At 50.4% G+C, this 17,933-nt stretch carries 24 protein-coding genes and 1 pseudogene; 13 read left to right on the top strand and 12 right to left on the bottom strand.

Annotated elements, in window-relative coordinates; genetic code table 11:
- Nucleotides 1–11: 11 nt before the first annotated feature.
- Together NWF35_RS16585 and NWF35_RS16590 are read left to right on the top strand one after the other, a co-directional pair.
- Nucleotides 12–344, top strand: coding sequence for a DUF1462 family protein (locus NWF35_RS16585; RefSeq protein WP_301240638.1), 333 nt, complete (start codon nucleotides 12–14; stop codon nucleotides 342–344).
- Between the two features lie 400 nt (nucleotides 345–744).
- The gene (locus tag NWF35_RS16590) at nucleotides 745–984 is read left to right on the top strand and encodes a YuzB family protein (protein ID WP_301240640.1); all 240 of its coding nucleotides are present in this window, start codon (nucleotides 745–747) and stop codon (nucleotides 982–984) included.
- Nucleotides 985–1,700: 716 nt separating this feature from the next.
- Here the strand turns inward: NWF35_RS16590 and mqnE (NWF35_RS16595) are convergent.
- The 3 genes from mqnE (NWF35_RS16595) to NWF35_RS16605 form a co-directional block, all read right to left on the bottom strand.
- Complete coding sequence (mqnE, locus tag NWF35_RS16595) at nucleotides 1,701–2,801, bottom strand: aminofutalosine synthase MqnE (protein ID WP_301240642.1); 1,101 nt, start codon at nucleotides 2,799–2,801, stop codon at nucleotides 1,701–1,703.
- A gap of 28 nt (nucleotides 2,802–2,829) precedes the next feature.
- Nucleotides 2,830–3,936, bottom strand: coding sequence for an aminofutalosine synthase MqnE (mqnE, locus tag NWF35_RS16600; protein ID WP_301240644.1), 1,107 nt, complete (start codon nucleotides 3,934–3,936; stop codon nucleotides 2,830–2,832).
- Between the two features lie 70 nt (nucleotides 3,937–4,006).
- Complete coding sequence (locus tag NWF35_RS16605; RefSeq protein WP_301240646.1) at nucleotides 4,007–5,077, bottom strand: aminopeptidase; 1,071 nt, start codon at nucleotides 5,075–5,077, stop codon at nucleotides 4,007–4,009.
- Between the two features lie 192 nt (nucleotides 5,078–5,269).
- Here NWF35_RS16605 and NWF35_RS16610 point away from each other — a divergent pair, with 192 nt between their 5' ends.
- From NWF35_RS16610 to NWF35_RS16630, 5 genes are all read left to right on the top strand, one after another.
- On the top strand, nucleotides 5,270–5,500 hold the full coding sequence (locus NWF35_RS16610; RefSeq protein ID WP_301240648.1) for an aspartyl-phosphate phosphatase Spo0E family protein: 231 nt from the start codon (nucleotides 5,270–5,272) through the stop codon (nucleotides 5,498–5,500).
- A gap of 154 nt (nucleotides 5,501–5,654) precedes the next feature.
- On the top strand, nucleotides 5,655–6,011 hold the full coding sequence (locus tag NWF35_RS16615; RefSeq protein WP_301240649.1) for a HesB/IscA family protein: 357 nt from the start codon (nucleotides 5,655–5,657) through the stop codon (nucleotides 6,009–6,011).
- A 325-nt stretch (nucleotides 6,012–6,336) separates the two neighbouring features.
- Nucleotides 6,337–6,612, top strand: coding sequence for a hypothetical protein (locus tag NWF35_RS16620; RefSeq protein ID WP_301240651.1), 276 nt, complete (start codon nucleotides 6,337–6,339; stop codon nucleotides 6,610–6,612).
- A gap of 126 nt (nucleotides 6,613–6,738) precedes the next feature.
- Nucleotides 6,739–6,942 carry a hypothetical protein gene (locus NWF35_RS16625; RefSeq protein ID WP_301240652.1) on the top strand — a complete coding sequence of 68 codons (204 nt, stop codon included), beginning with the start codon at nucleotides 6,739–6,741 and terminating at the stop codon, nucleotides 6,940–6,942.
- A 30-nt stretch (nucleotides 6,943–6,972) separates the two neighbouring features.
- Complete coding sequence (locus NWF35_RS16630) at nucleotides 6,973–7,194, top strand: DUF6612 family protein (protein ID WP_363321637.1); 222 nt, start codon at nucleotides 6,973–6,975, stop codon at nucleotides 7,192–7,194.
- Nucleotides 7,195–7,260: 66 nt separating this feature from the next.
- Here NWF35_RS16630 and NWF35_RS16635 read toward each other — a convergent pair whose 3' ends face one another.
- The 5 genes from NWF35_RS16635 to NWF35_RS16655 all read right to left on the bottom strand — a co-directional run bounded on the left by NWF35_RS16635 (nucleotide 7,261) and on the right by NWF35_RS16655 (nucleotide 9,676).
- Nucleotides 7,261–7,512 carry a hypothetical protein gene (locus NWF35_RS16635; RefSeq protein ID WP_301240656.1) on the bottom strand — a complete coding sequence of 84 codons (252 nt, stop codon included), beginning with the start codon at nucleotides 7,510–7,512 and terminating at the stop codon, nucleotides 7,261–7,263.
- 86 nt (nucleotides 7,513–7,598) lie between these two features.
- A complete protein-coding gene (locus tag NWF35_RS16640) occupies nucleotides 7,599–7,931 on the bottom strand; it encodes a hypothetical protein (RefSeq protein WP_301240657.1) in 333 nt (110 codons plus the stop codon).
- 6 nt (nucleotides 7,932–7,937) lie between these two features.
- A complete protein-coding gene (locus tag NWF35_RS16645; RefSeq protein ID WP_301240658.1) occupies nucleotides 7,938–8,222 on the bottom strand; it encodes a hypothetical protein in 285 nt (94 codons plus the stop codon).
- Entirely contained in the window at nucleotides 8,219–8,419 is a 201-nt protein-coding gene (locus tag NWF35_RS16650; RefSeq protein ID WP_301240659.1) for a hypothetical protein, read from the bottom strand. Before NWF35_RS16650 ends, NWF35_RS16645 begins: the two co-directional genes overlap by 4 nt.
- Nucleotides 8,420–8,677: 258 nt before the next feature.
- Entirely contained in the window at nucleotides 8,678–9,676 is a 999-nt protein-coding gene (locus tag NWF35_RS16655; RefSeq protein WP_301240660.1) for an NAD(P)/FAD-dependent oxidoreductase, read from the bottom strand.
- 271 nt (nucleotides 9,677–9,947) lie between these two features.
- Between NWF35_RS16655 and NWF35_RS16660 the strand changes: the two genes are divergently transcribed.
- The 3 genes from NWF35_RS16660 to NWF35_RS16670 all read left to right on the top strand — a co-directional run bounded on the left by NWF35_RS16660 (nucleotide 9,948) and on the right by NWF35_RS16670 (nucleotide 12,139).
- On the top strand, nucleotides 9,948–11,147 hold the full coding sequence (locus tag NWF35_RS16660) for an NAD(P)/FAD-dependent oxidoreductase (RefSeq protein WP_301240661.1): 1,200 nt from the start codon (nucleotides 9,948–9,950) through the stop codon (nucleotides 11,145–11,147).
- Between the two features lie 241 nt (nucleotides 11,148–11,388).
- Entirely contained in the window at nucleotides 11,389–11,523 is a 135-nt protein-coding gene (locus NWF35_RS16665) for a YuiA family protein (RefSeq protein WP_301240662.1), read from the top strand.
- A 352-nt stretch (nucleotides 11,524–11,875) separates the two neighbouring features.
- Nucleotides 11,876–12,139 (top strand): YuiB family protein, encoded by a 264-nt coding sequence (locus tag NWF35_RS16670; RefSeq protein ID WP_301240663.1) that lies wholly within the window; start codon nucleotides 11,876–11,878, stop codon nucleotides 12,137–12,139.
- 30 nt (nucleotides 12,140–12,169) lie between these two features.
- Here the strand turns inward: NWF35_RS16670 and NWF35_RS16675 are convergent, their stop codons facing one another.
- Nucleotides 12,170–12,997: an ABC transporter substrate-binding protein gene (locus NWF35_RS16675; protein WP_301240664.1), complete on the bottom strand. Its 828-nt coding sequence runs from the start codon at nucleotides 12,995–12,997 to the stop codon at nucleotides 12,170–12,172.
- Nucleotides 12,998–13,078: 81 nt separating this feature from the next.
- Here NWF35_RS16675 and NWF35_RS16680 point away from each other — a divergent pair, with 81 nt between their 5' ends.
- Nucleotides 13,079–13,657 carry a GNAT family N-acetyltransferase gene (locus tag NWF35_RS16680; RefSeq protein WP_301240665.1) on the top strand — a complete coding sequence of 193 codons (579 nt, stop codon included), beginning with the start codon at nucleotides 13,079–13,081 and terminating at the stop codon, nucleotides 13,655–13,657.
- Here NWF35_RS16680 and NWF35_RS16685 read toward each other — a convergent pair.
- Nucleotides 13,650–14,129 (bottom strand): divergent PAP2 family protein, encoded by a 480-nt coding sequence (locus tag NWF35_RS16685; RefSeq protein WP_301240666.1) that lies wholly within the window; start codon nucleotides 14,127–14,129, stop codon nucleotides 13,650–13,652. The genes NWF35_RS16680 and NWF35_RS16685 overlap by 8 nt on opposite strands.
- A 175-nt stretch (nucleotides 14,130–14,304) precedes the next feature.
- On the opposite strand from NWF35_RS16685, the gene NWF35_RS16690 reads away from it, so the two are divergent.
- Nucleotides 14,305–15,312, top strand: coding sequence for a LacI family DNA-binding transcriptional regulator (locus NWF35_RS16690; RefSeq protein ID WP_301240667.1), 1,008 nt, complete (start codon nucleotides 14,305–14,307; stop codon nucleotides 15,310–15,312).
- Between the two features lie 136 nt (nucleotides 15,313–15,448).
- Here the strand turns inward: NWF35_RS16690 and NWF35_RS16695 are convergent, their stop codons facing one another.
- Nucleotides 15,449–16,084 carry a hypothetical protein gene (locus tag NWF35_RS16695; RefSeq protein WP_301240669.1) on the bottom strand — a complete coding sequence of 212 codons (636 nt, stop codon included), beginning with the start codon at nucleotides 16,082–16,084 and terminating at the stop codon, nucleotides 15,449–15,451.
- A 579-nt stretch (nucleotides 16,085–16,663) separates the two neighbouring features.
- Between NWF35_RS16695 and NWF35_RS16700 the strand changes: the two genes are divergently transcribed.
- Complete coding sequence (locus tag NWF35_RS16700; RefSeq protein WP_301240671.1) at nucleotides 16,664–17,350, top strand: TerC family protein; 687 nt, start codon at nucleotides 16,664–16,666, stop codon at nucleotides 17,348–17,350.
- Nucleotides 17,351–17,640: 290 nt separating this feature from the next.
- Here NWF35_RS16700 and NWF35_RS16705 read toward each other — a convergent pair.
- A pseudogene (locus tag NWF35_RS16705) lies at nucleotides 17,641–17,790 on the bottom strand (DinB family protein); the annotation flags it as partial.
- Nucleotides 17,791–17,933 lie beyond the last annotated feature (143 nt).

Consider the following 17,933-nt stretch of genomic DNA (forward strand, 5'->3'; position numbering starts at 1 on the left):
GAGTGTACTCCATGAAACTGACGCAACCGATCGAGATCCTCGTTTTCGGCGCGGACACCCCCTGTCCCAGTTGTGTCAACGGTCCTTCCTCCCGGGAAACGGCCGATTGGTTGGAAGCGGCGTTGGGGAGGAAGTACGGTAGGCAAGTCACTGTTCGGTATATTGACATCGAGCATCCCGAGGGAGAAGAGGAAACCGCCTTTGCGTCCAGGGTGCTCGATGGTGAGTTCTTTTATCCGGTGGTGGTGATCGGCAGTGAAGTGGTGGCAGAGGGGGATCCCAAGCTGAAAGTGATCCAAACCAAATTGGAGGCGCTTGGAGCCGTCCCCACCGAGCTGCTCTAAGGCGTGTCTGGTAGGCGATCACTACGATATTCGACATCCACGCCTCAGGGATACTGCCCGATCAAGCCCTGACCTTTTGGGGTCAGGGCTTTTTTTACTGTCCAATTGCTTTCCCGGGTCTCTCTATCTGCACCTCAAGGAAACTGGTGGTGGGCGCTCCGCCCCGGAACGCAGTACACGGGCAAAATACGATTCGCTTAGAGGAAGTTGCCTGCGTCTCATTCCTGCGCTTCCGGGTCTTCGCTCATCCGGGAATCACCGATTGACATAAAACAACAGGGGACCCGACCTGATACGGGAACGGCGCCTCTTTTGCATGGAAGGGGCGTTTTTCGTGCTATAATAAAGGGAATGTGAAACGAATGTGATTGAAACCGATGATTGACGGAGTGACATTGCCATGCGACCATTGATCGAGTTTTGTGTGAACAATTTGACGCCCGAAGTATTGGAAGTCAAAAAACGATTGGAGCAGGACCCGGACTTAGACGTTTTGGAATACGGTTGTTTGGGCAATTGCGGAATTTGCGCAGAAAAGCCGTACGCATTGGTCAACGGTGATTTGATCAGTGCGGATACGGCTGAAGAATTGTATATCAAAATTCGCAAAGCTGTAGACGAGATGGAATTTCGTTTTTGATACAAAAAGGGGGTGCGCTGGGCGCCCTCAGGTTGTTGATAAATTTTACTTAATTTTCAGACTAATAGTCCAACCAATCAATCCGAACGCGACGTTTCCCGGGAGAGCGACTGACCAAGCCCTGTCGAGCTTCGATTAGAAAACGCAGGATAAGCGAAGCGTACAGACTCATCAGATACAACCTCGGCCACTTTCTTTCTATCAGCTGGATCATCGAACAATCCATTGTCAAAGAAGAATCAAATCACTAAAATAATAGATGAAAAAAATTGCGATAATTCTGACATATAGAAGGATTACAAAGTCCAATCAATCCAACTCAAAACGAAAAAATCCGCTTCGATTTTTACGATCAAAACGGCAAACTTGTCCTATCCCGCTCGGCGGAAGCAGTTGGTCATAAGTGGTTCCGATATTCCACGGGGTTACCGACCGGATACTACAAAATCAAGATAGTGAATGTATCTGGTCATCCGTCTTGGATCTATGGAGGGCTTCACTATTAGTAATGAAAATCAGAATAAAAAAGGCCATCCTGATTTATCCAGGTTGGCGCGGATATTGACAAACCCAGCGGAATAACCGCTGGGTTTTTTTGAATGCAAGGAAGTAGAGAAATACAGCCGTATCCTCGGACAGGAGATAGCTCTAGACTTGGATCACCATCAGTAGCCATCTCCCTGACTGCGTGTGATCAATGTCAACAGTCTACCTGCTTAGTCGTATACTTTCACTACATTGTAGAAGGTGTCTCGCTCCACCGGCACACGGTGCGCCCCTTTGATCAGCCAGATCAGCTCATCCCGCGTGAGCGAGGTTTGGGTGAGTGCACCGACCGCATGACTTATGCGTTCTTCCACCAGGGTTCCGTGAATGTCGGAAGCGCCATAGTGCATAGATAGCTGTGTCAGTTGCGTACCGATATTGATCCAGTACGATTTGATATGTGGGAAATTGTCCAGCATCAGGCGGCTGATCGCGATGGTTTTCAGGTCGTCCATTGCGGAGGTGCGCCGTTTGATGCCGGCATTGACGCTACGCGGTTGGATGGCGAGCGGGATAAACACCATAAACCCGCCTGTTTCATCCTGCAATTCTCGCAGGCGGATCATGTGCATCAGCCGTTCTTCATAGGTCTCGATTGATCCGTACAACATGGTGGCGTGCGTTTTCAGCCCCAGAGAATGGGCGATGCGGTGCACTTCCAGCCATTCATCGGTACTCGCTTTGTCCGGACTCATTTTGGCACGATACCGTTCGCTCAAAATTTCCGCCCCGCCACCCGGCAGCGTATCCAGTCCAGCGTCGATCAGCGTTTTCAACACATCTTCCACTGAAAGACCGGAAATCTTAGCGAAAAATTGGATCTCTGCAGCGGTATAGGCTTTGATGGTTACATCAGGATAATGTTGTTTCAGGATGGCGATCGTATCCACATAGTAATCAAACGGCACCGTGTGGTTGTGTCCACCGACGATGTGAAATTCACGGATGTTTTCCGTCATCCGTTCCCGGACATAAGCCAGTACTTCCTCTGGCGACATCGTGTAGGCTCCCTCTTCACCGGGGTCCCGACGGAAACCGCAAAATGCACATTTGGCTTCGCAAACGTTGGTGGGGTTGATGTACATGTTTTGGATGAAATAGACCCGGTCTCCGTTTTTTTGTCGGTTAACCTGATTGGCCAGCTGTGCAATCGTCAGCAGGTCTTCGGAAGCATAGAGCGCCAGCCCGTCTTCCAATGTCAACCGTTCCCCTGTGTTCACTTTCTCCACGATTGTTGCCAAATCGGGATTGGCTTTCGCCGTGATCGTCATGATCGTATCCTCCCTCCGGTTTCTCGGCTCAATAAGTCCGGATGATGTTGTACAAGGTGTCCCGCTCGACCGGCACTCGCCCCGCTTCTTTGATCATGCGAATGAATTCCTGTTTGGGGGTCATCTGTTTCGTTTTGGCCCCGGCGGCATGGACGATTTGTTCTTCCATCACCGTGCCGTCCAGATCGTCGACACCGAAATGGAGAGAAACCTGGGCCAGTTTCAAACCGATCATCATCCAGAACGCACGGATGTGCGGGAAGTTATCCAGCATCAATCGGGAGACGGCCAGGATTTTCAAGTCGTACATTCCGGTCGTTTCACTAGGCAAAGTGAATTCCCGTGCCAGCTGAGTGTTTTCGGGGTGGAAAGCGAAGCCGAAAAAGGCCTGGAATCCCCCGGTCTTGTCTTGTAACTCCCTCAGACGAATCAAATGATCGATCACGTGTTCCGGTTGTTCGATATGCCCGTACAAAATGGACGCATTGGACTTCATACCGAGCTGGTGACAGATTTCGTGGATTTCAAACCAGCGGTCGGCATTGGTTTTGTGACCGGAGATCACTTTCCGAATTTCCGGATGGAAGATTTCGGCCCCACCGCCCAGGATGGAGCCCAGTCCCGCTTCCCGCAACCTCATAATCGCTTCGTCCACACCGATTTTGGAGACGCGGGCCAGATAGTCGATTTCCACTGCTGTGAAAGCTTGTACATGAATGTCCGGATTATGTTTTTTGGCGATCCGAATAATGTCTTCATAATAGCTAAAAGGCAGCTTGGGATTCACGCCGCCGACGATGTGCAACTCGGTAAACCCTTTTCCCGCGATTTGCTTGGCCTTCTCTTCGATCTGTTCCAAGGAGAGCGTATACGATCTGGGATCGTTCGGCTTCAAACCAAACGCGCACAGTTTGCAGTCGAGATAACAAACGTTGGTATAGTTCAAATGGGTATTGACGATAAAATAGACGTTGTCGCCGTTTTTCTGCCGTCGGACCAGATCGGCCATTTGACCGATGGCCAGCAGGTCGTTCGACTTCATCAGGCGGACACCGTCTTCAAATGTGAGACGTTCTCCCCGTTCGACCTTTTCGCGAATGTCCGTAAGGGTGTCCGGCATCGAAATGGCCGTCATGATCGGATTCCCTTCTTTCTCATCATGGTCGCTTTGTGCAATTCATCACTATTTTATCATAAACATTCTGCTAGAAACACCACTCCCCGTTTTCCTGCACCAGCCGACCGTCCAGATAAATCCGTCCACCTTTGCGGAGGTCTTTTACCATGTCCCAGTGAACGGCGGAACGGTTTTTCCCCCCGCACTCCTCATAAGCCTGCCCAATGGCCAGATGGACAGTTCCCCCCATTTTTTCATCGAACAGGGTGTTTTTGGTATAACGAGTGATGCCGGTGTTGCACCCGATCCCCAATTCTCCCAGATAACGGGCTCCCTCGTCCGTCTCCAGCACTTCGTGCAGAAAGTCCGCTCCTTTTTCTGCCGTGGCTTCCGTCACTTTGCCATCCCGAAACACGAGCCGGATGCCGGATACTTCCCGTCCGTTATAGACTTGCGGCCATTCGAACGTAACCGTACCTTCCGTTTGATGTTCCACCGGGGCATAAAAAAATTCCCCGCCGGGCATATTGTTTTCACCACCGTCGATCACTCCGTGTCGGCCTTCCAAACCAATGACCAGGTTGGTGCCGGGAGATTCGATACGGACTTCGCGGGCTTCGTCAAACAACGCCTTCGCTTTTTCCATGGTGGCTTTCATGCGGTTCCAATCCTGGTTGATCGCATCAAATACGAAATCCTCGTACTGGGAGAGCGGCATGTCGGCATCTTGCGCCAGTGATGGCGTGGGAAACAGGGATACGACCCATTTGGCTTCGTTGCGCATGTATCGATCCAACAGCGGTGCTTTGGCCTTGCGGTGGCGCTGCAATCGTTTGGGATCGACCTGCATCAGTTCCCGTCGGTTTTCCGGGGCATCGATGGAAATCAATGCGTCTGCCTGTAAGTAGGCTTCGCGAATGATGCCGGGGAGGGTATCCAGTTTCTCATCCGGTGCAGTTTCATAAAAAATCCGTTGTAGCCGTTCCGTGGTGAAGAAGGGAACCGGATGACCGCCCCGTTCCAAAATCAAGCGGTACAACTCCTCCACCAGAGGCATCGCCAGTGGCGTGGATTGAATTAACACCTGTTCATCATTTTGGACACGAATCGAATGAGCGATCAGAACCTGCGCCATTTGTCGAATCCGGGGATCACCCATACTAACACTCCTTTCAACATCCATCCCCATTATTATACAATAAGAAACAAATACATAGAATTAAGTGAGATTTAGCAAAAAACTGGTTTTCAATTTGTCGGATTCACGGTAATATAGTGGTAAAGCACATTTGTTCGAATCCCCCCCAATGTGTCTGTTCACGCTACATAACCCGAAAAGGAGAGGAAACCGATGCTGAAGGGGAAGCGGTTGGAAGAGGAGATCGAGCGAATGCGGCATGAGATGGAGCAGGCGGCTCAACGCTTGGGCTTGTCCCATCCGGAAGTTCACTTGTTGAGCAAGGAACTGGACGGTCTGTTGAACGCGTGGGTAAAGGAACGGAACCTGTCGAAACCTCATCGCATCTACCCGCTCTCTTCGACGCCTGACCGTGTGCGTGAAGCCGATGCGCTGTATTTCTGATAATATGTCGCATTCCTCCGATCACACCGCTTTCCCCCATCCACCACCACCCGAATGCCTGGCGGTTGTATCCGCCAGGCATTCCCTGTATACTGGATGTAAGAAAGGGAATGCTGTGCAGCAAGCAACCCTGACTCCCATGGGAGGGATGATGATGATCACGTTGACGGAACGGGCGAGTCACCGGATCAAGGAAATGCTCGCTCAGGAAGAGCATCCGGAGAAATTGTACCTGCGCATCGGTGTGACCCATGGTGGATGCAGCGGATTTTCGTACGGCATGGGTTTTGATGAGGATAAAACGGAAGACGATCTCGAATTGGAACAACACGGACTACGGATTTTGGTCGACCAACACAGCCTTGATCTGATCAAGGGATTGGAAATCGACTTCAAAGAATCGATGATGGGTGGTGGCTTCACCATCCACAATCCGAACGCCATCGCTACGTGCGGTTGCGGCCATTCCTTCCGTACCGCCGATAACGCAGGCAAACCGGAAGAGTGTTGACGTTTTTGAGGCGATTGGGTGGATGAATAGAACATACGTATGGGTGATGGATGAATGACGTCCTGAAACGGATATCAATCCGTAAGCGGGACGTCTTTTTATGTATAAATTACCTCCTTCCTTTTCAGGAAGGTTATTTATTTTATTCGATTTTCATCACATGTAAAATATTTACCCGAATGTGTCGAATCTCCTCTCCAGTTTTGTACCTTCTCATCCGAAATTGTGTGGATTTCTGCACAAGCAGAAGAAATGATTCTAAAATAGAAAAAGTTCTTTTTCATTATTCTATCCACTTGTACTGATCCGAGAAAAGGAGATGCACATGTCGGGAGCGTGGACGAAGAAAATGGCGGTCAGTTGTGCGGTGGTGGCCGGCGTGGTATGGCTGATGGCCGGATGCAGTGTGCAGACCGCCGTACAAGCGCTGCAATCCGTTCAGGAACAGAAAAAGCCGTTGACAGTCGATCAAGTGGTGGACAAGTCGATCGACACGATGGAGAAATTGAAAGGAGAAAAGTGGCATATCCAAGCCGATCAAAAGATATTGGGGCCTGAAGATCCGGGAGAAAATACACGTTCAAGCAGAAATGACGTATGAGCAGGCACAGCAGAATCGGCATCACAGTGTCATGGATATTCATATGGATGCACCGGGTGAAAATCATCAGATCAATATGGAAATGTATACACGGGATATGGAACCGCGGAATCGACAGACGGTTGGGTGAAAAAACGATTCCAAGCGGGAGAAAAGGACGAGGTGCAGGAACTGTACCAAGGTATGCAACACGATACAACCAAAATCCTCAAGCTGTTCCGCGAGGAAGGAAAGAAAGTTAAACTTCATGAAGAAGCGGATGCATACCGGTTGGAACTCACCCTGCACAATGATAAGAGAATCAAATCCTATATCGACTTTTCAGACTAGAATGGTCAAAATATATGGAATGATGATGGGATTCAATTCAAAAGCATGAGCGTGACTTTGTGGGTGGACAAAAAAACATTCCGGCAAACCAAGGCGGAACAAACTGCCGAGGTGGGTATGGAGGAAAACGGGAAATCGGGCTACTTGAAACAATACTGGACCATGGATTTCCAAGGAGAAGTTCAACAGGTGGATATCCCGGCTGATGTGGAACAAAACGCTCGGGAGATAGACGATTCTTCCTCTTATTAAACACAAAAAGGGGGCGCATCTGTGCGCGCCCTTTTTGTCCTTATCATTTTTCTAACTTGATCCCGTTTAGGTCCTGCCGATCGGGATCCGATCCCGCCGGAAAATCAACACCCGGTGGCGGCGACGCGCCTCGGTTAATTTCATGTACAGTTCACTGGCGGTGCCATATGCCTTGGCTTGCCAAGCTTGTCTGTATGCCCGTTCCAAGGGAGCCACCTCCAGTCGGTGGTATTGATCCGCGACAGTGGTTGTGCGCTGTTTGGGCGGATTGTGAGCCTTTTTCTCACGATTTTTCAGTTTGCCTTTTTTCTTTCCCATGGTGATCTCCTCCCCGTATCAGGATACGAGACAGGATGACCGCTCGAGATGGGCGGTTGTACCAAAGGAAGAAAATCAGGCGCGGATTAAGTTTCAAACACGCCCAGGCTTTCGATCTGGCGTTTGGTTTCCGGTGTACCCAGTTCATGGATTTTTCGATAAATGGCATGCAAGTACTGATCGTACGCCTGGTTTTCCTTATTCATCAGGTGGTAGGCCTTGGTCGGAATATGGGATTGAAAGTATCCACCGTAATCATGTTCCGAAGCAAGGTCCATCAATTGGCGCAAGGATTGCAGTTCATCCGGTGTCGCGTCGATGGCATAATCGTAGTACGCGTCATTGGGGTCCAGATGTTCGCGGATCTCCCCCTGATAAGCACCGGGGTGTACCGTGACGTAATACCGTTTTTTCTCCATCCTGCATCACCTGTCGGGATGGATGGCGGAAAAATGCACTTCTGCCACCGTCAGCGTGTCCGAGAAGTCGCAATGGGGACAATAAACCACATGCGGGCACTGATGGTTCGCCTCATCGATCCATCCATCCGTTTTTTTTAAATCGTCAATCGGGCGGTACGGGCTGTAATTGGCAAAAAAGTCGAGGAGACGCCCGTGATCCTCCATGGGTTCACCGCAATTGGGACAGAGAATGGATAAGCTAATCAAGCCATTGCAAATGGGGCAACCATAATCGACCGTTTGCATCATTCGTCCCGATGCTCCAGCCAACTGGGCAAGATGAGATAGCTGATCCAAATGACAAAGGCGATGCCGCCGCCGATCCACGTGAGCAGGGTGGGTTCACCTCGTTCCCGCATGGCGGTCATGATCGCCAACGGCATGAACAGAGTCAACCCCACCAATCCTGCATAGTACAAAACCGCCAACCATTTTCTCTGTACCATCAAACATCCCCTCGCGTTTGGACGTTCATAGGTTTAGCTTGGCGGTGATCCATTGGGTTTATGCAAATAAAAAGACCGCTATTCCCTCACCGGTAACAGTGGAGAAAGCGGCTGTTTGGATTTCCATTGGTTTGTGATGGTTAAAGGAATGCTGATCAAGTTCCACAATATACCGTCATCCGCCTCCGATCCGTATCCTTGGCGCTAGATGCTCGGCTGGGTGACGGCTTTTGGTTTTTCACACGTCCAGACTGCCCATCAAAGTTTCATACTGGAACTGTGACCTGGTTGAAGTCGGGCTGAAGGGTCCATAAATTGTTTTGCATTGTTCACCGCAGTGGGCGCTTCGCCAAACCCGACGGCAATTAATTTCACTTTTCCGGGATATGTGGCAATGTCGCCTGCGGCGTAGATGCCAGGAATATTGGTTTCCATGCGCGAATTGACGACGATTCCCCCGTTCTCGATGTGGAGGCCCCACTCTTTGATCGGGCCGAGTGAAGAAACGAACCCGAAGCTGACGATTAGTGCATCCACTTGTAATTCCTCGGTCACACCCGCTTTTTTGTCCACGATCACGACTTTTTCGATATGTTCCTCACCATGTAAGGATTGAATTTCTCGTGGCGTGATGATTCGGACGCTGGATTTTTTCATCTGTTCCACACTGTGTTCATGTGCGCGGAAGGTGTCCCTGCGGTGAATCAGTGTGACGCTGTTGGCGATCGGTTCCAACATCAACGCCCAGTCGACAGCCGAATCGCCACCGCCGGCGATCAGTACGTCCTGATTCCGGAATTGATTCAAATCGTTGACGAAATAGAATAAGTTTTTCCCTTTAAACTTTTCAGCCCCCGGAATATTCAGTTTCCGAGGCTCAAATGCTCCGCAGCCGGCCGTAATGATGACTGTTCGCGATAAATGCAACCCTATGTTGGTAGTCAACTCAAAAATGCCGTCTTCATTTTTGACAACATTCAGCACCTTTTCTTCCAGGCAATAGACCGGATTGAACAGATTGGCCTGCTCGATCAGGTTGTTGATCAACTCTTGTGCCCGTACTTTGGGGAAACCGGCTACGTCGTAAATATATTTTTCAGGGTACAGGGCTGATAATTGCCCCCCCAGTTGGGGCATACTCTCAATGATTTTAACGGATGCTTGGCGCATCCCGGCATAAAATGCGGCAAAGAGTCCGACAGGCCCTCCGCCGATGATCGTGATGTCCATGATTTCCCGTTGCGTTCCGCCACCCATGTGAGCACCTCCGATTCGTTCCAAAGGACCGATACCGAACATTGGTCATCGTTAACAATTATAATGTTGATTTTTCACAATGGAAAGAGGGGACCGATGGCATTGAGCGTCGTAAGAACGGACGGGGACAAAATCTGACCAAAAAGCCTTGCCAAGAGTACGTGAAAAAATTATCATAAACTGTGGGTTCTGATGAAGGATGAGGAAATAATTGGCGGATTTTATGTGATGAGTTTCTCATACTGAAATCTTAGTAATGGAAGTGATATCAATGGCAACTCCGAAAATCGTCGTATTGGGAGCCGGCTATGCCGGCTTGATGACAGTGGTCGGCCTGCAAAAGAAACTCAACTACAATGAGGCCGAAGTCACATTAGTCAACCAAAACGATTACCATTACATCACCACCTTGTTGCACGAGCCGGCAGCCGGCACACAACCGGCAGACCATGCACGCATCGCGATCCGGGACATTATCGATGAAAACAAAGTGAAGTTCATCCAGGATCGGGTCACCGCCATCAAACTGGATCAAAAAGAAGTACACCTGGCGGAAAACGAACCGTTGTCCTACGACTATCTGGTGATCGGTCTGGGAAGTGCCCCGGAAACGTTTGGTATTCAAGGACTGCTGGAAAACGCCATGTTTATCCGTAACATCAACAGTGTACGGATGATCAATCAACACATCGAGTACATGTTCTCCAAATACCACAATGAAGGTCAACGTCAAGACCTGATCACCATCGTGGTGGGTGGAGCCGGATTTACCGGTATCGAATTTGTGGGTGAATTGATCGATCGGATGCCCGAGCTGTGCCGCAAATACGACATTCCCCGGGAAAAGGTACGTCTGATCAACATCGAGGCGGCACCGACGGTTCTGCCCGGATTTGATCCCGAGCTGGTGGATTACGCGGTCAAGTATTTTGAACGTAACGGTGTGGAGTTCCGCCTCAGCACCCCGATCGAAGAATGCACCGAAGACGGCGTGATCCTCAAAGGCGGTGAAGAAATCAAAGCCGCAACAGTTGTCTGGACGGGTGGTGTCCGCGGCAACAAACTGGTGGAAGAGTCCGGCTTGGAAACAATGCGGGGACGCGTCAAAGTGGATGAGTTTCTCCGTGCACCGGGACATCCGGAAGTGTTCGTGCTGGGTGATAGCTCCTTGGTATTCAACAAAGAAAACGAACGTCCCTATCCGCCGACGGCACAGATCGCCACGCAACAAGGGCAAAACTGCGCGAAAAACCTGGTGGCAGCCATTCGAGGCGGCCAGATGGAACCGTTTGTATTCGACTTGAAAGGAACCGTTGCTTCACTGGGTCGCAAGGAAGCGATCGGCATTGTGGGCAAGAGCAAAATGTTTGGCCGCAAAGCCGCCATCATGAAACGCATCATCGAGTTGCGTTGGCTGTATCTGTTGGGTGGCATACCGATGGTATTGCGCAAGGGCCGGCACTTGATCTGATCGATTAGGCTAAAGAGATCAACCCCTTCCGGGAGGAAGGGGTTTGTTTTATTCACTGAAAATGGCTCAAAAATAGTGTGTAAAAAAGAGAATCAGTGAAATCAGTTCATGGTTACGCTTACATCCAATCAGAAACGGAATATTGGGAAAATTTACTTCTTTATTTTTTTCTTATTCTCAGGTATGATTATCTGAAAATTAGAGAAAATAAAGAGAACCAAGAAGAACAGGGGGGCTGTCAATGACGACCGCTACTACATTGGAAAGGGAAGATACATGCCTCTATTGCGGAGGAGATGGATATTACCAACTCCTTCTGGGGGGGTCGGAAACGTGCGAATCCTGCGGTGGAACCGGCAAACAAAACGCAGGATGAGTGAGATGATGAAAAGCGGGAGCCGCTCTCTCTTATGAGTGGCTCCCGCTTTTGAGTTCGACCCATTATCATGTGTTGAGGGCATCCGTCACATTGTTGGTACACAACTGAACATCGGTGTGTCGCGCAAGGTGTAGCGGCGGCTGGCTACTGTCCTCCCTGAGTTCCTGTACGAGGTTGAGGAAATTCTTGAATTCGTCCGTTTCAAAGCTTGAGGCGAGTGCAAATCCATGCGGCGATCTGTCAACCGCATTTCGCGTTTGTAACGGTACGGAATTGACCGGTGTCCGTTTTTTCTGTACACTGATTGAGAGCAAAATAATAAGGAAAAATGATTCGACGAGCGGAGGCGATGACGGTGAGTCTGCCCCAGTTGATTGTGTCCGTTCCGCTGTTTTTCGTGCTTTTTTTCGGAATCGGATTCATTTTAAACATGATTTTGAAAACGACCTGGTTTCCGGTGATCGCATATACGGGTTTGCTGATCTTCTTTATTGTCAGCAAAGGTGGACTGATGATCGTAGACATGATCATCATGTTTAGCGGGCTGGTCGGTGCGTTTGTCAGCGGGTGGGCAATCAAGACGCTGCGTGTCAAAGGATACCGCATGTTTTAACCCTCTTCCGACGAATCGGAGGAGGTTTTTTTATGGCCGAACGGCGATGGGAGCCAGCGGACGTTCGGGGTCCGGAGGGCCGAAACGATCAGGATACAGTATATGTGCCAAGTGTTGGATGCCGGTCAGCAATCTCGGGGAGGGGCGGCAGTACCAGCCCTCATCTAATATGTGCACGCGGTCTTCCCGTGCAAACTGTTTTCCCCTGAATGCCGGTCGGCTTGTAATGAGTTGTTTGCGGATGCGGTCGGTTCGTACTCCGGTCCATACGATCAGGGTATAGTCGGGTTCGCGGGCAGCTACCACTTCCCAGTCGGTCTGAACTGATTCCCGATCGACGTCGCCGAAAATGTTGATCCCCCCGACGATTTCGCTTACATCGGTCAGCCAGTTGCGTCTGCCCGGCGTAAATACCGGTTTGGGCCACCATTCCCAATACAGGCGCGGTCGAGGTTGATCCTTCGGGACCCGCTCCCGGATTTGCCGGATTCGTTCCTCGAAGATCGTTGCTGTGCGCTCTGCCGCTTCCTCCACTCCACAGGCGGATCCCACGATTCGGATATCTCGGGGAATATCTTTGATCGATTTCGGGTAAAGAACCAAATAGGGGATACCGGCTTGTCGAAGGCGCTCCACGTTTTTCTCCATCCCAGGGACACTGAGGGAAGCGAGCACCCAATCGGGCTGGAGCGAACGTACTTTTTCCATGTCGATATCCAAATCCGGCCCGAGTCGGGGGAGATGCTTGATTGATTCCGGCCAGTCGGAATAATCGTCCACGCCGACGAGGCGGTCTTCCAAACCGAGGAGGCAGAGGATTTCGGTATTGCTGGGGCAGATGGAGACAATGCGCTTCATTGTGGTCCCTCCTTTTCTCGATCATACCGCATCTCCCCGATTCGATCCACAGGGAGCGATTTGAAAGGAGCTACTCTACGCATGGCGATGAAAACGGAAACCGTAGGCAAGAAAGTGGAACGACCCTTTCGGGAACGGCGTTTGTACTGCACGAAGGACGGACAGTGGGTCACCCTCCGTCCAGCTCGGGAAAGCGACGCGCCGGAAATCACCAAACGGATGGCACGTGTCGTGAAGGAAGGAGTCTATCTGGAAGAAGATCTGGATACGATGCCTTCTGGTGAGGAGCACCGGAAGGAGATTCGTGACATCCAGAAGGACGATGGCATGTATACCGTGGCCGAGGTGAACGGCAAGATCGCTGGCGTCGCAATATTGAAGCGCGGATCGATGGAGATGAGCCGGCACACAGCCAAATTCCGCACTTGGCTGGCACCGGGCTTTCGTGGAATGGGACTGGGGAAAAAACTGATGGAATATACCATCGCATGGGCCAAGGCCAACGGATTGGAAAAAATCAATCTGGACGTGTTTTCCAACAATCAACGGGCGATTAAACTGTACAAAAAGTACGGCTTTCGTAAAGAGGGTCATTTGCGCAAACAATATGTGCTGGAAGGTGAATATGTGGACGAAATCTTCATGAGCCTGTTTATTTAGGCCATAACCAATACACGAGGAGAGAGATGAAGATCCCGAACCACGCACCGGTAAAGACTTCGATGGGCTGATGACCCAATATTTCCTTCAATTTTACCCCCGCTTGCGGGGGGTTGATTTTGTTTCGACGTATTTCCGCCAACAGTTCCGTGAAATCCTCCATCAAGCGATTCAGTACCTGTGCTTGCATTCCGGCATGACGCCGAACGCCGGTAGCGTCGTACATCACGATGATGGCCAAAATCGTGGTGATGGCAAAGGTGGGGGAATCCCACCCTTCCTGCAGGCCGACGGCGGTTGCGAGCGAGGTGACAGCCGCCGTGTGTCCGCTGGGCATACTGCCCGTGTTGATCAACCAATTCCAATCCCAAACGCGATGTAGGGCGTAATTCCATAAAACCTTTAAAAATTGTGCAAGAGCGATCGCGATGATGGACGCCCACAACGGATAGTTCTCCAGGACCTGGTGCATGGCCGCTGTCATCCTTTCATTCGTCCTCTACGGTATCTGTTGTTCCAACTTCACACCCATGATATACCGAGATCGGTCCGGTTGTCATTCCCAATCCCGTGAAATATGAGAGTTGACGAAATTACGAACATTTTTATATGATGATGTTGAAAACGTTTTCATCGGGGGAAACAACATGTCAGTGACCATTAAAGATATCGCCAAACGGGCGGGGGTCTCGATCACAACCGTATCGAGAGCGCTGAACGGTTATCCCGACATCCACCCTCGCACGCGGGAGCGGGTGTTGCGCATTGCTGATGAGCTGAACTTTCGACCGAATGCAGTGGCCCGCAGTTTAGTGATGAAAAAATCCAAAACAATTGGATTGATTATTTCAGAATTGACATGTTCTCCTTCCAGTCATCATTTCATTTTCGACATTATTCGCGGTGTGCATGATCAGGCGGCATTGATGGGATACGATGTAATTCTATCTGCGACCAGTCCAAACCAACAACAGGAGATCTCTTATATGGAACTGTGCACTCGCCGTCAATTGGACGGTGTATTGTTAATGGGTGTCCGAACCGATGACCGTTACTTGCAAGAAGTGCTGGATGCTTCAGTGCCGTGCGTGCTGATCGACGTACCGCTGATTTCAAAAACATGCGGACACGTGATGGTGGACAATGTTTGCGGGGCTCGTATGGCAGTGCAGCATTTGGTGGATATCGGACACCGCCGCATCGGCATGATTAACGGTCACCGGCAGGCATACGTTAGTTTCGATCGTCTGAAGGGGTATCGCCAGGCATTGAAGGAAAACGGACTGACCTTTGATCCGGATCAGGTGTTTGATGGCAATTTTGAGGAAGACGCTGGCGTAGAGGGAGTGAATCGGTTGCTGTCTCGCTTCCCCGACATGACCGCGCTGTTTTGCGCCAGTGACATGATAGCGGTCGGAGCGCTCCGGGCACTTCAACAATGGGGAAAACGTGTGCCGGAGGATGTGGCCGTGGTCGGATACGATGACATCGATCTGGCTCGGTATATCCACCCGCCGTTGACGACCATTCACCAGCCCCGCTACCAAATGGGGAAAAAAGCAGCGGAATTATTGGTTCGCATGCTGTCTGGTGGAAAAGGAGAAGCTGTGGTATTGGAACCGCAGTTAATTGCCCGGGAAAGCACCATTAGGTGAGTCAAGATGGGAAAAGGCTTGGTTTATCCGATTGGATCAATCGGTGGGTTTGGGTGTAGTGAGTTTCAAACAAAGGGCAGGGAGGGGTAGAGGTTTCATTAGTACCGAATCCCCTTCCCCCATCAAATCGGCCGGCTCACTGACTTTTCCGGGAGGCTACCGGCTTCGCGGTTGTGAGGTAGTTGAAAGTAGTCCAAGCTTGATTAAAAGCCGTGGTTTGATCATATAACTGCCGGGTCAGTTGTTCGTACCGGTCGCTCAGCGTACTGTCAGGTCCTTGTACCGGTCGTTTTCCCTGTTGCAATTGGACGAAGTACGTTTTTTCCTGCTGAAGAAGCCGTTGGATGAGGCTGACTGCCTGAATCCGCAGTTTCAGTCTGGCATCCCATAATGTGGTCACTTTGCGTGCCCAAACGCGGGGTTCCTTCCTGTCAATATCAGCCGCCCAGCGTTTGAGTTTCGGCAACTTTTCCCATGCCCTCTGGTTGATCTTCTCCGCTTGTTGAATCAAACGAGATTGACGGTCGATTAGCTTCAGTACAGCGATGACGGTTTTGGCATTCGATTTGTTGGTTTCGGCGAGTGCATCTTCCAGTTGACTTTGCTGTTGTTGCAGGTGTTGGAATTGTTTCATCAAGGATAGATACGCAGCGTCTTGTTGTACGAGGGGATTCATCTCATTGACAAGGCAGCTTGCTGCATAGTAGTCGGCAAAAGTGGAGCACCCTGTCAGCATCAGCACTGCACACCACGCAATCCAACACTTTCGCACCTTATCCCTCTCTCTCAAATGGCCTTTCTAACTTTGTCATTATAAACAAATCCATAGAAACGGGGGAAGTCATGTATTCCCATCCACACCAATGGTTGTCGAGGAATTGTACAGAACTTGGGTATGAGAACCGGTATTGGAATCAGACAGGGGATCTTTTTCTTAAAAATAAGGCTGTTTGGCCATTGACGATGTGATAGGGCTCTCTATATAATGGAGTCAAAGGGGAGTAGCTGGAACGGCAAAGTCGTCATTACGGGATGCATGTCCCCGGCTTTGTCGGCAACGGTAACGTTGTGAGCGAGACCTTTACCTGACGGGTAAAGGTCTTTTTAATATGCGACCTTTACCCGCTCGGGTGAAGGTCGCTTTTCTTTTTCGGCGCCGAAAGGGGGTTGACCTTCATGAAATACGGATGAATCGCGGTTCATGGGGAAAGGAGTGCGTGAAAATGCGTGATGGCGTTCGAATTCCGCCGTTTTGAGCGTATCCATCTGCGAAAATACGGTTTTCCGCACTCCCCTTGGTTGACAAGATCTGATGAAAGGGACCATCCAACGTTGAGGGAGGGGAGATATCATGGAATTTGTATCCGCACTCTTGGCCATCATTATGATTGATTTATTGTTGGCGGGGGACAATGCGTTGGTGATCGGACTGGCGGCGCGACAATTGCCGAAAGATCAACAGAAAAAAGCGATATTCTGGGGAACGTTCGGTGCGATCGGCATTCGCTCCTTGGCGACGTTGTTGGTGGTGTGGCTACTGAAGATACCGGGGCTGATGCTGGTCGGCGGTCTGTTGCTCATATGGATCGCATTCAAATTGCTGGTGGAAGAAAAAGAGGAGCATCAGATTCAAGTGGAGTCCAGTTTGTGGAAGGCGATTCGCACCATCGTGATCGCTGATGCCGTCATGGGGTTGGACAATGTACTGGCGGTAGCCGGAGCGGCACATGGCAGTTTTCTGATCGTGATTTTGGGATTGCTGCTGAGCATGCCAATTATGATTTGGGGGAGTTCCCTTATCATCAAATGGATCGATCGTTTTCCTGTGATTGTGTATATCGGTTCTGGGGTGATCGCTTGGACGGCAGGGTCTATGTTGATGGAAGAAACTCTTATCCGGCATTGGCTGGAGGACATGGAGTGGTTGAAATGGGTGGTTAGCGTGGCTTTCACGGTGGGAGTGATCGGTGCAGGATATTGGAAAAACAAGCAAAGAGATGAGGAAGTCCGTTCTCAAGAGGAACAAATGGGCGCTTAAGAACCTAAATGGTGAGCAATGGGGGAGAGTGTTTCCATATGGGAACATGTCTCACCCCCTTTGATTGACATATTTGATGAAACAGGTTGTCATCGTTAAATGAGGATCACCGATTCAATAGAGGAGTTCGGTTTGTTAGTGAATTATGCCTGATCCAACATAAATTTATCTCGAACAAGCGTCTGAATGGGAGTTTGTCATCAGCTGATTTCTTCGAAATTGGAAATTTGTTGAATTGGGGGCGGAGGAGGTGGCGAAAGACGTCATGATGCGCTCCCGCTGTTCACCCGTCAAGCCTTGTTCCGCTCCATCAGATCTCTGCCGATCACATTGGCTGACGGCGGAGTCAGATTCAATTCCCGCGCCCAGATGGACAGCTGACCGACATGGTGGATTTCGTGAGCGATGACGTGTCGCAGGATTTCTCCGTGGTTGACACTCCACACGGCTAAAGCCGTGGGATTCTTGAGTGGTTAACGCCCTCAGTCAATTTCTGTTTCGGGCAACCCCCAAGCTAAGGGGTGTGTCATCACCCCATCCCATATGGTTCTGCGCGACCGGGCATGTACCCACATGGGCGGCG

Source organism: Polycladomyces subterraneus (assembly GCF_030433435.1).
GTDB classification, from domain to species: Bacteria; Bacillota; Bacilli; order Thermoactinomycetales; family JIR-001; genus Polycladomyces; species Polycladomyces subterraneus.

Coding starts and splice junctions, on each gene's coding strand:
- NWF35_RS16585 (WP_301240638.1), top strand. CDS start 12: ATGAAACTGACGCAACCGATCGAGATCCTCGTTTTCGGCGCGGACACC.
- NWF35_RS16590 (WP_301240640.1), top strand. CDS start 745: ATGCGACCATTGATCGAGTTTTGTGTGAACAATTTGACGCCCGAAGTA.
- mqnE (WP_301240642.1), bottom strand. CDS start 2,801: ATGACGATCACGGCGAAAGCCAATCCCGATTTGGCAACAATCGTGGAG.
- mqnE (WP_301240644.1), bottom strand. CDS start 3,936: ATGACGGCCATTTCGATGCCGGACACCCTTACGGACATTCGCGAAAAG.
- NWF35_RS16605 (WP_301240646.1), bottom strand. CDS start 5,077: ATGGGTGATCCCCGGATTCGACAAATGGCGCAGGTTCTGATCGCTCAT.
- NWF35_RS16610 (WP_301240648.1), top strand. CDS start 5,270: ATGCTGAAGGGGAAGCGGTTGGAAGAGGAGATCGAGCGAATGCGGCAT.
- NWF35_RS16615 (WP_301240649.1), top strand. CDS start 5,655: ATGATCACGTTGACGGAACGGGCGAGTCACCGGATCAAGGAAATGCTC.
- NWF35_RS16620 (WP_301240651.1), top strand. CDS start 6,337: ATGTCGGGAGCGTGGACGAAGAAAATGGCGGTCAGTTGTGCGGTGGTG.
- NWF35_RS16635 (WP_301240656.1), bottom strand. CDS start 7,512: ATGGGAAAGAAAAAAGGCAAACTGAAAAATCGTGAGAAAAAGGCTCAC.
- NWF35_RS16640 (WP_301240657.1), bottom strand. CDS start 7,931: ATGGAGAAAAAACGGTATTACGTCACGGTACACCCCGGTGCTTATCAG.
- NWF35_RS16645 (WP_301240658.1), bottom strand. CDS start 8,222: ATGATGCAAACGGTCGATTATGGTTGCCCCATTTGCAATGGCTTGATT.
- NWF35_RS16650 (WP_301240659.1), bottom strand. CDS start 8,419: ATGGTACAGAGAAAATGGTTGGCGGTTTTGTACTATGCAGGATTGGTG.
- NWF35_RS16655 (WP_301240660.1), bottom strand. CDS start 9,676: ATGGGTGGCGGAACGCAACGGGAAATCATGGACATCACGATCATCGGC.
- NWF35_RS16660 (WP_301240661.1), top strand. CDS start 9,948: ATGGCAACTCCGAAAATCGTCGTATTGGGAGCCGGCTATGCCGGCTTG.
- NWF35_RS16665 (WP_301240662.1), top strand. CDS start 11,389: ATGACGACCGCTACTACATTGGAAAGGGAAGATACATGCCTCTATTGC.
- NWF35_RS16670 (WP_301240663.1), top strand. CDS start 11,876: ATGACGGTGAGTCTGCCCCAGTTGATTGTGTCCGTTCCGCTGTTTTTC.
- NWF35_RS16675 (WP_301240664.1), bottom strand. CDS start 12,997: ATGAAGCGCATTGTCTCCATCTGCCCCAGCAATACCGAAATCCTCTGC.
- NWF35_RS16680 (WP_301240665.1), top strand. CDS start 13,079: ATGGCGATGAAAACGGAAACCGTAGGCAAGAAAGTGGAACGACCCTTT.
- NWF35_RS16685 (WP_301240666.1), bottom strand. CDS start 14,129: ATGCACCAGGTCCTGGAGAACTATCCGTTGTGGGCGTCCATCATCGCG.
- NWF35_RS16690 (WP_301240667.1), top strand. CDS start 14,305: ATGTCAGTGACCATTAAAGATATCGCCAAACGGGCGGGGGTCTCGATC.
- NWF35_RS16700 (WP_301240671.1), top strand. CDS start 16,664: ATGGAATTTGTATCCGCACTCTTGGCCATCATTATGATTGATTTATTG.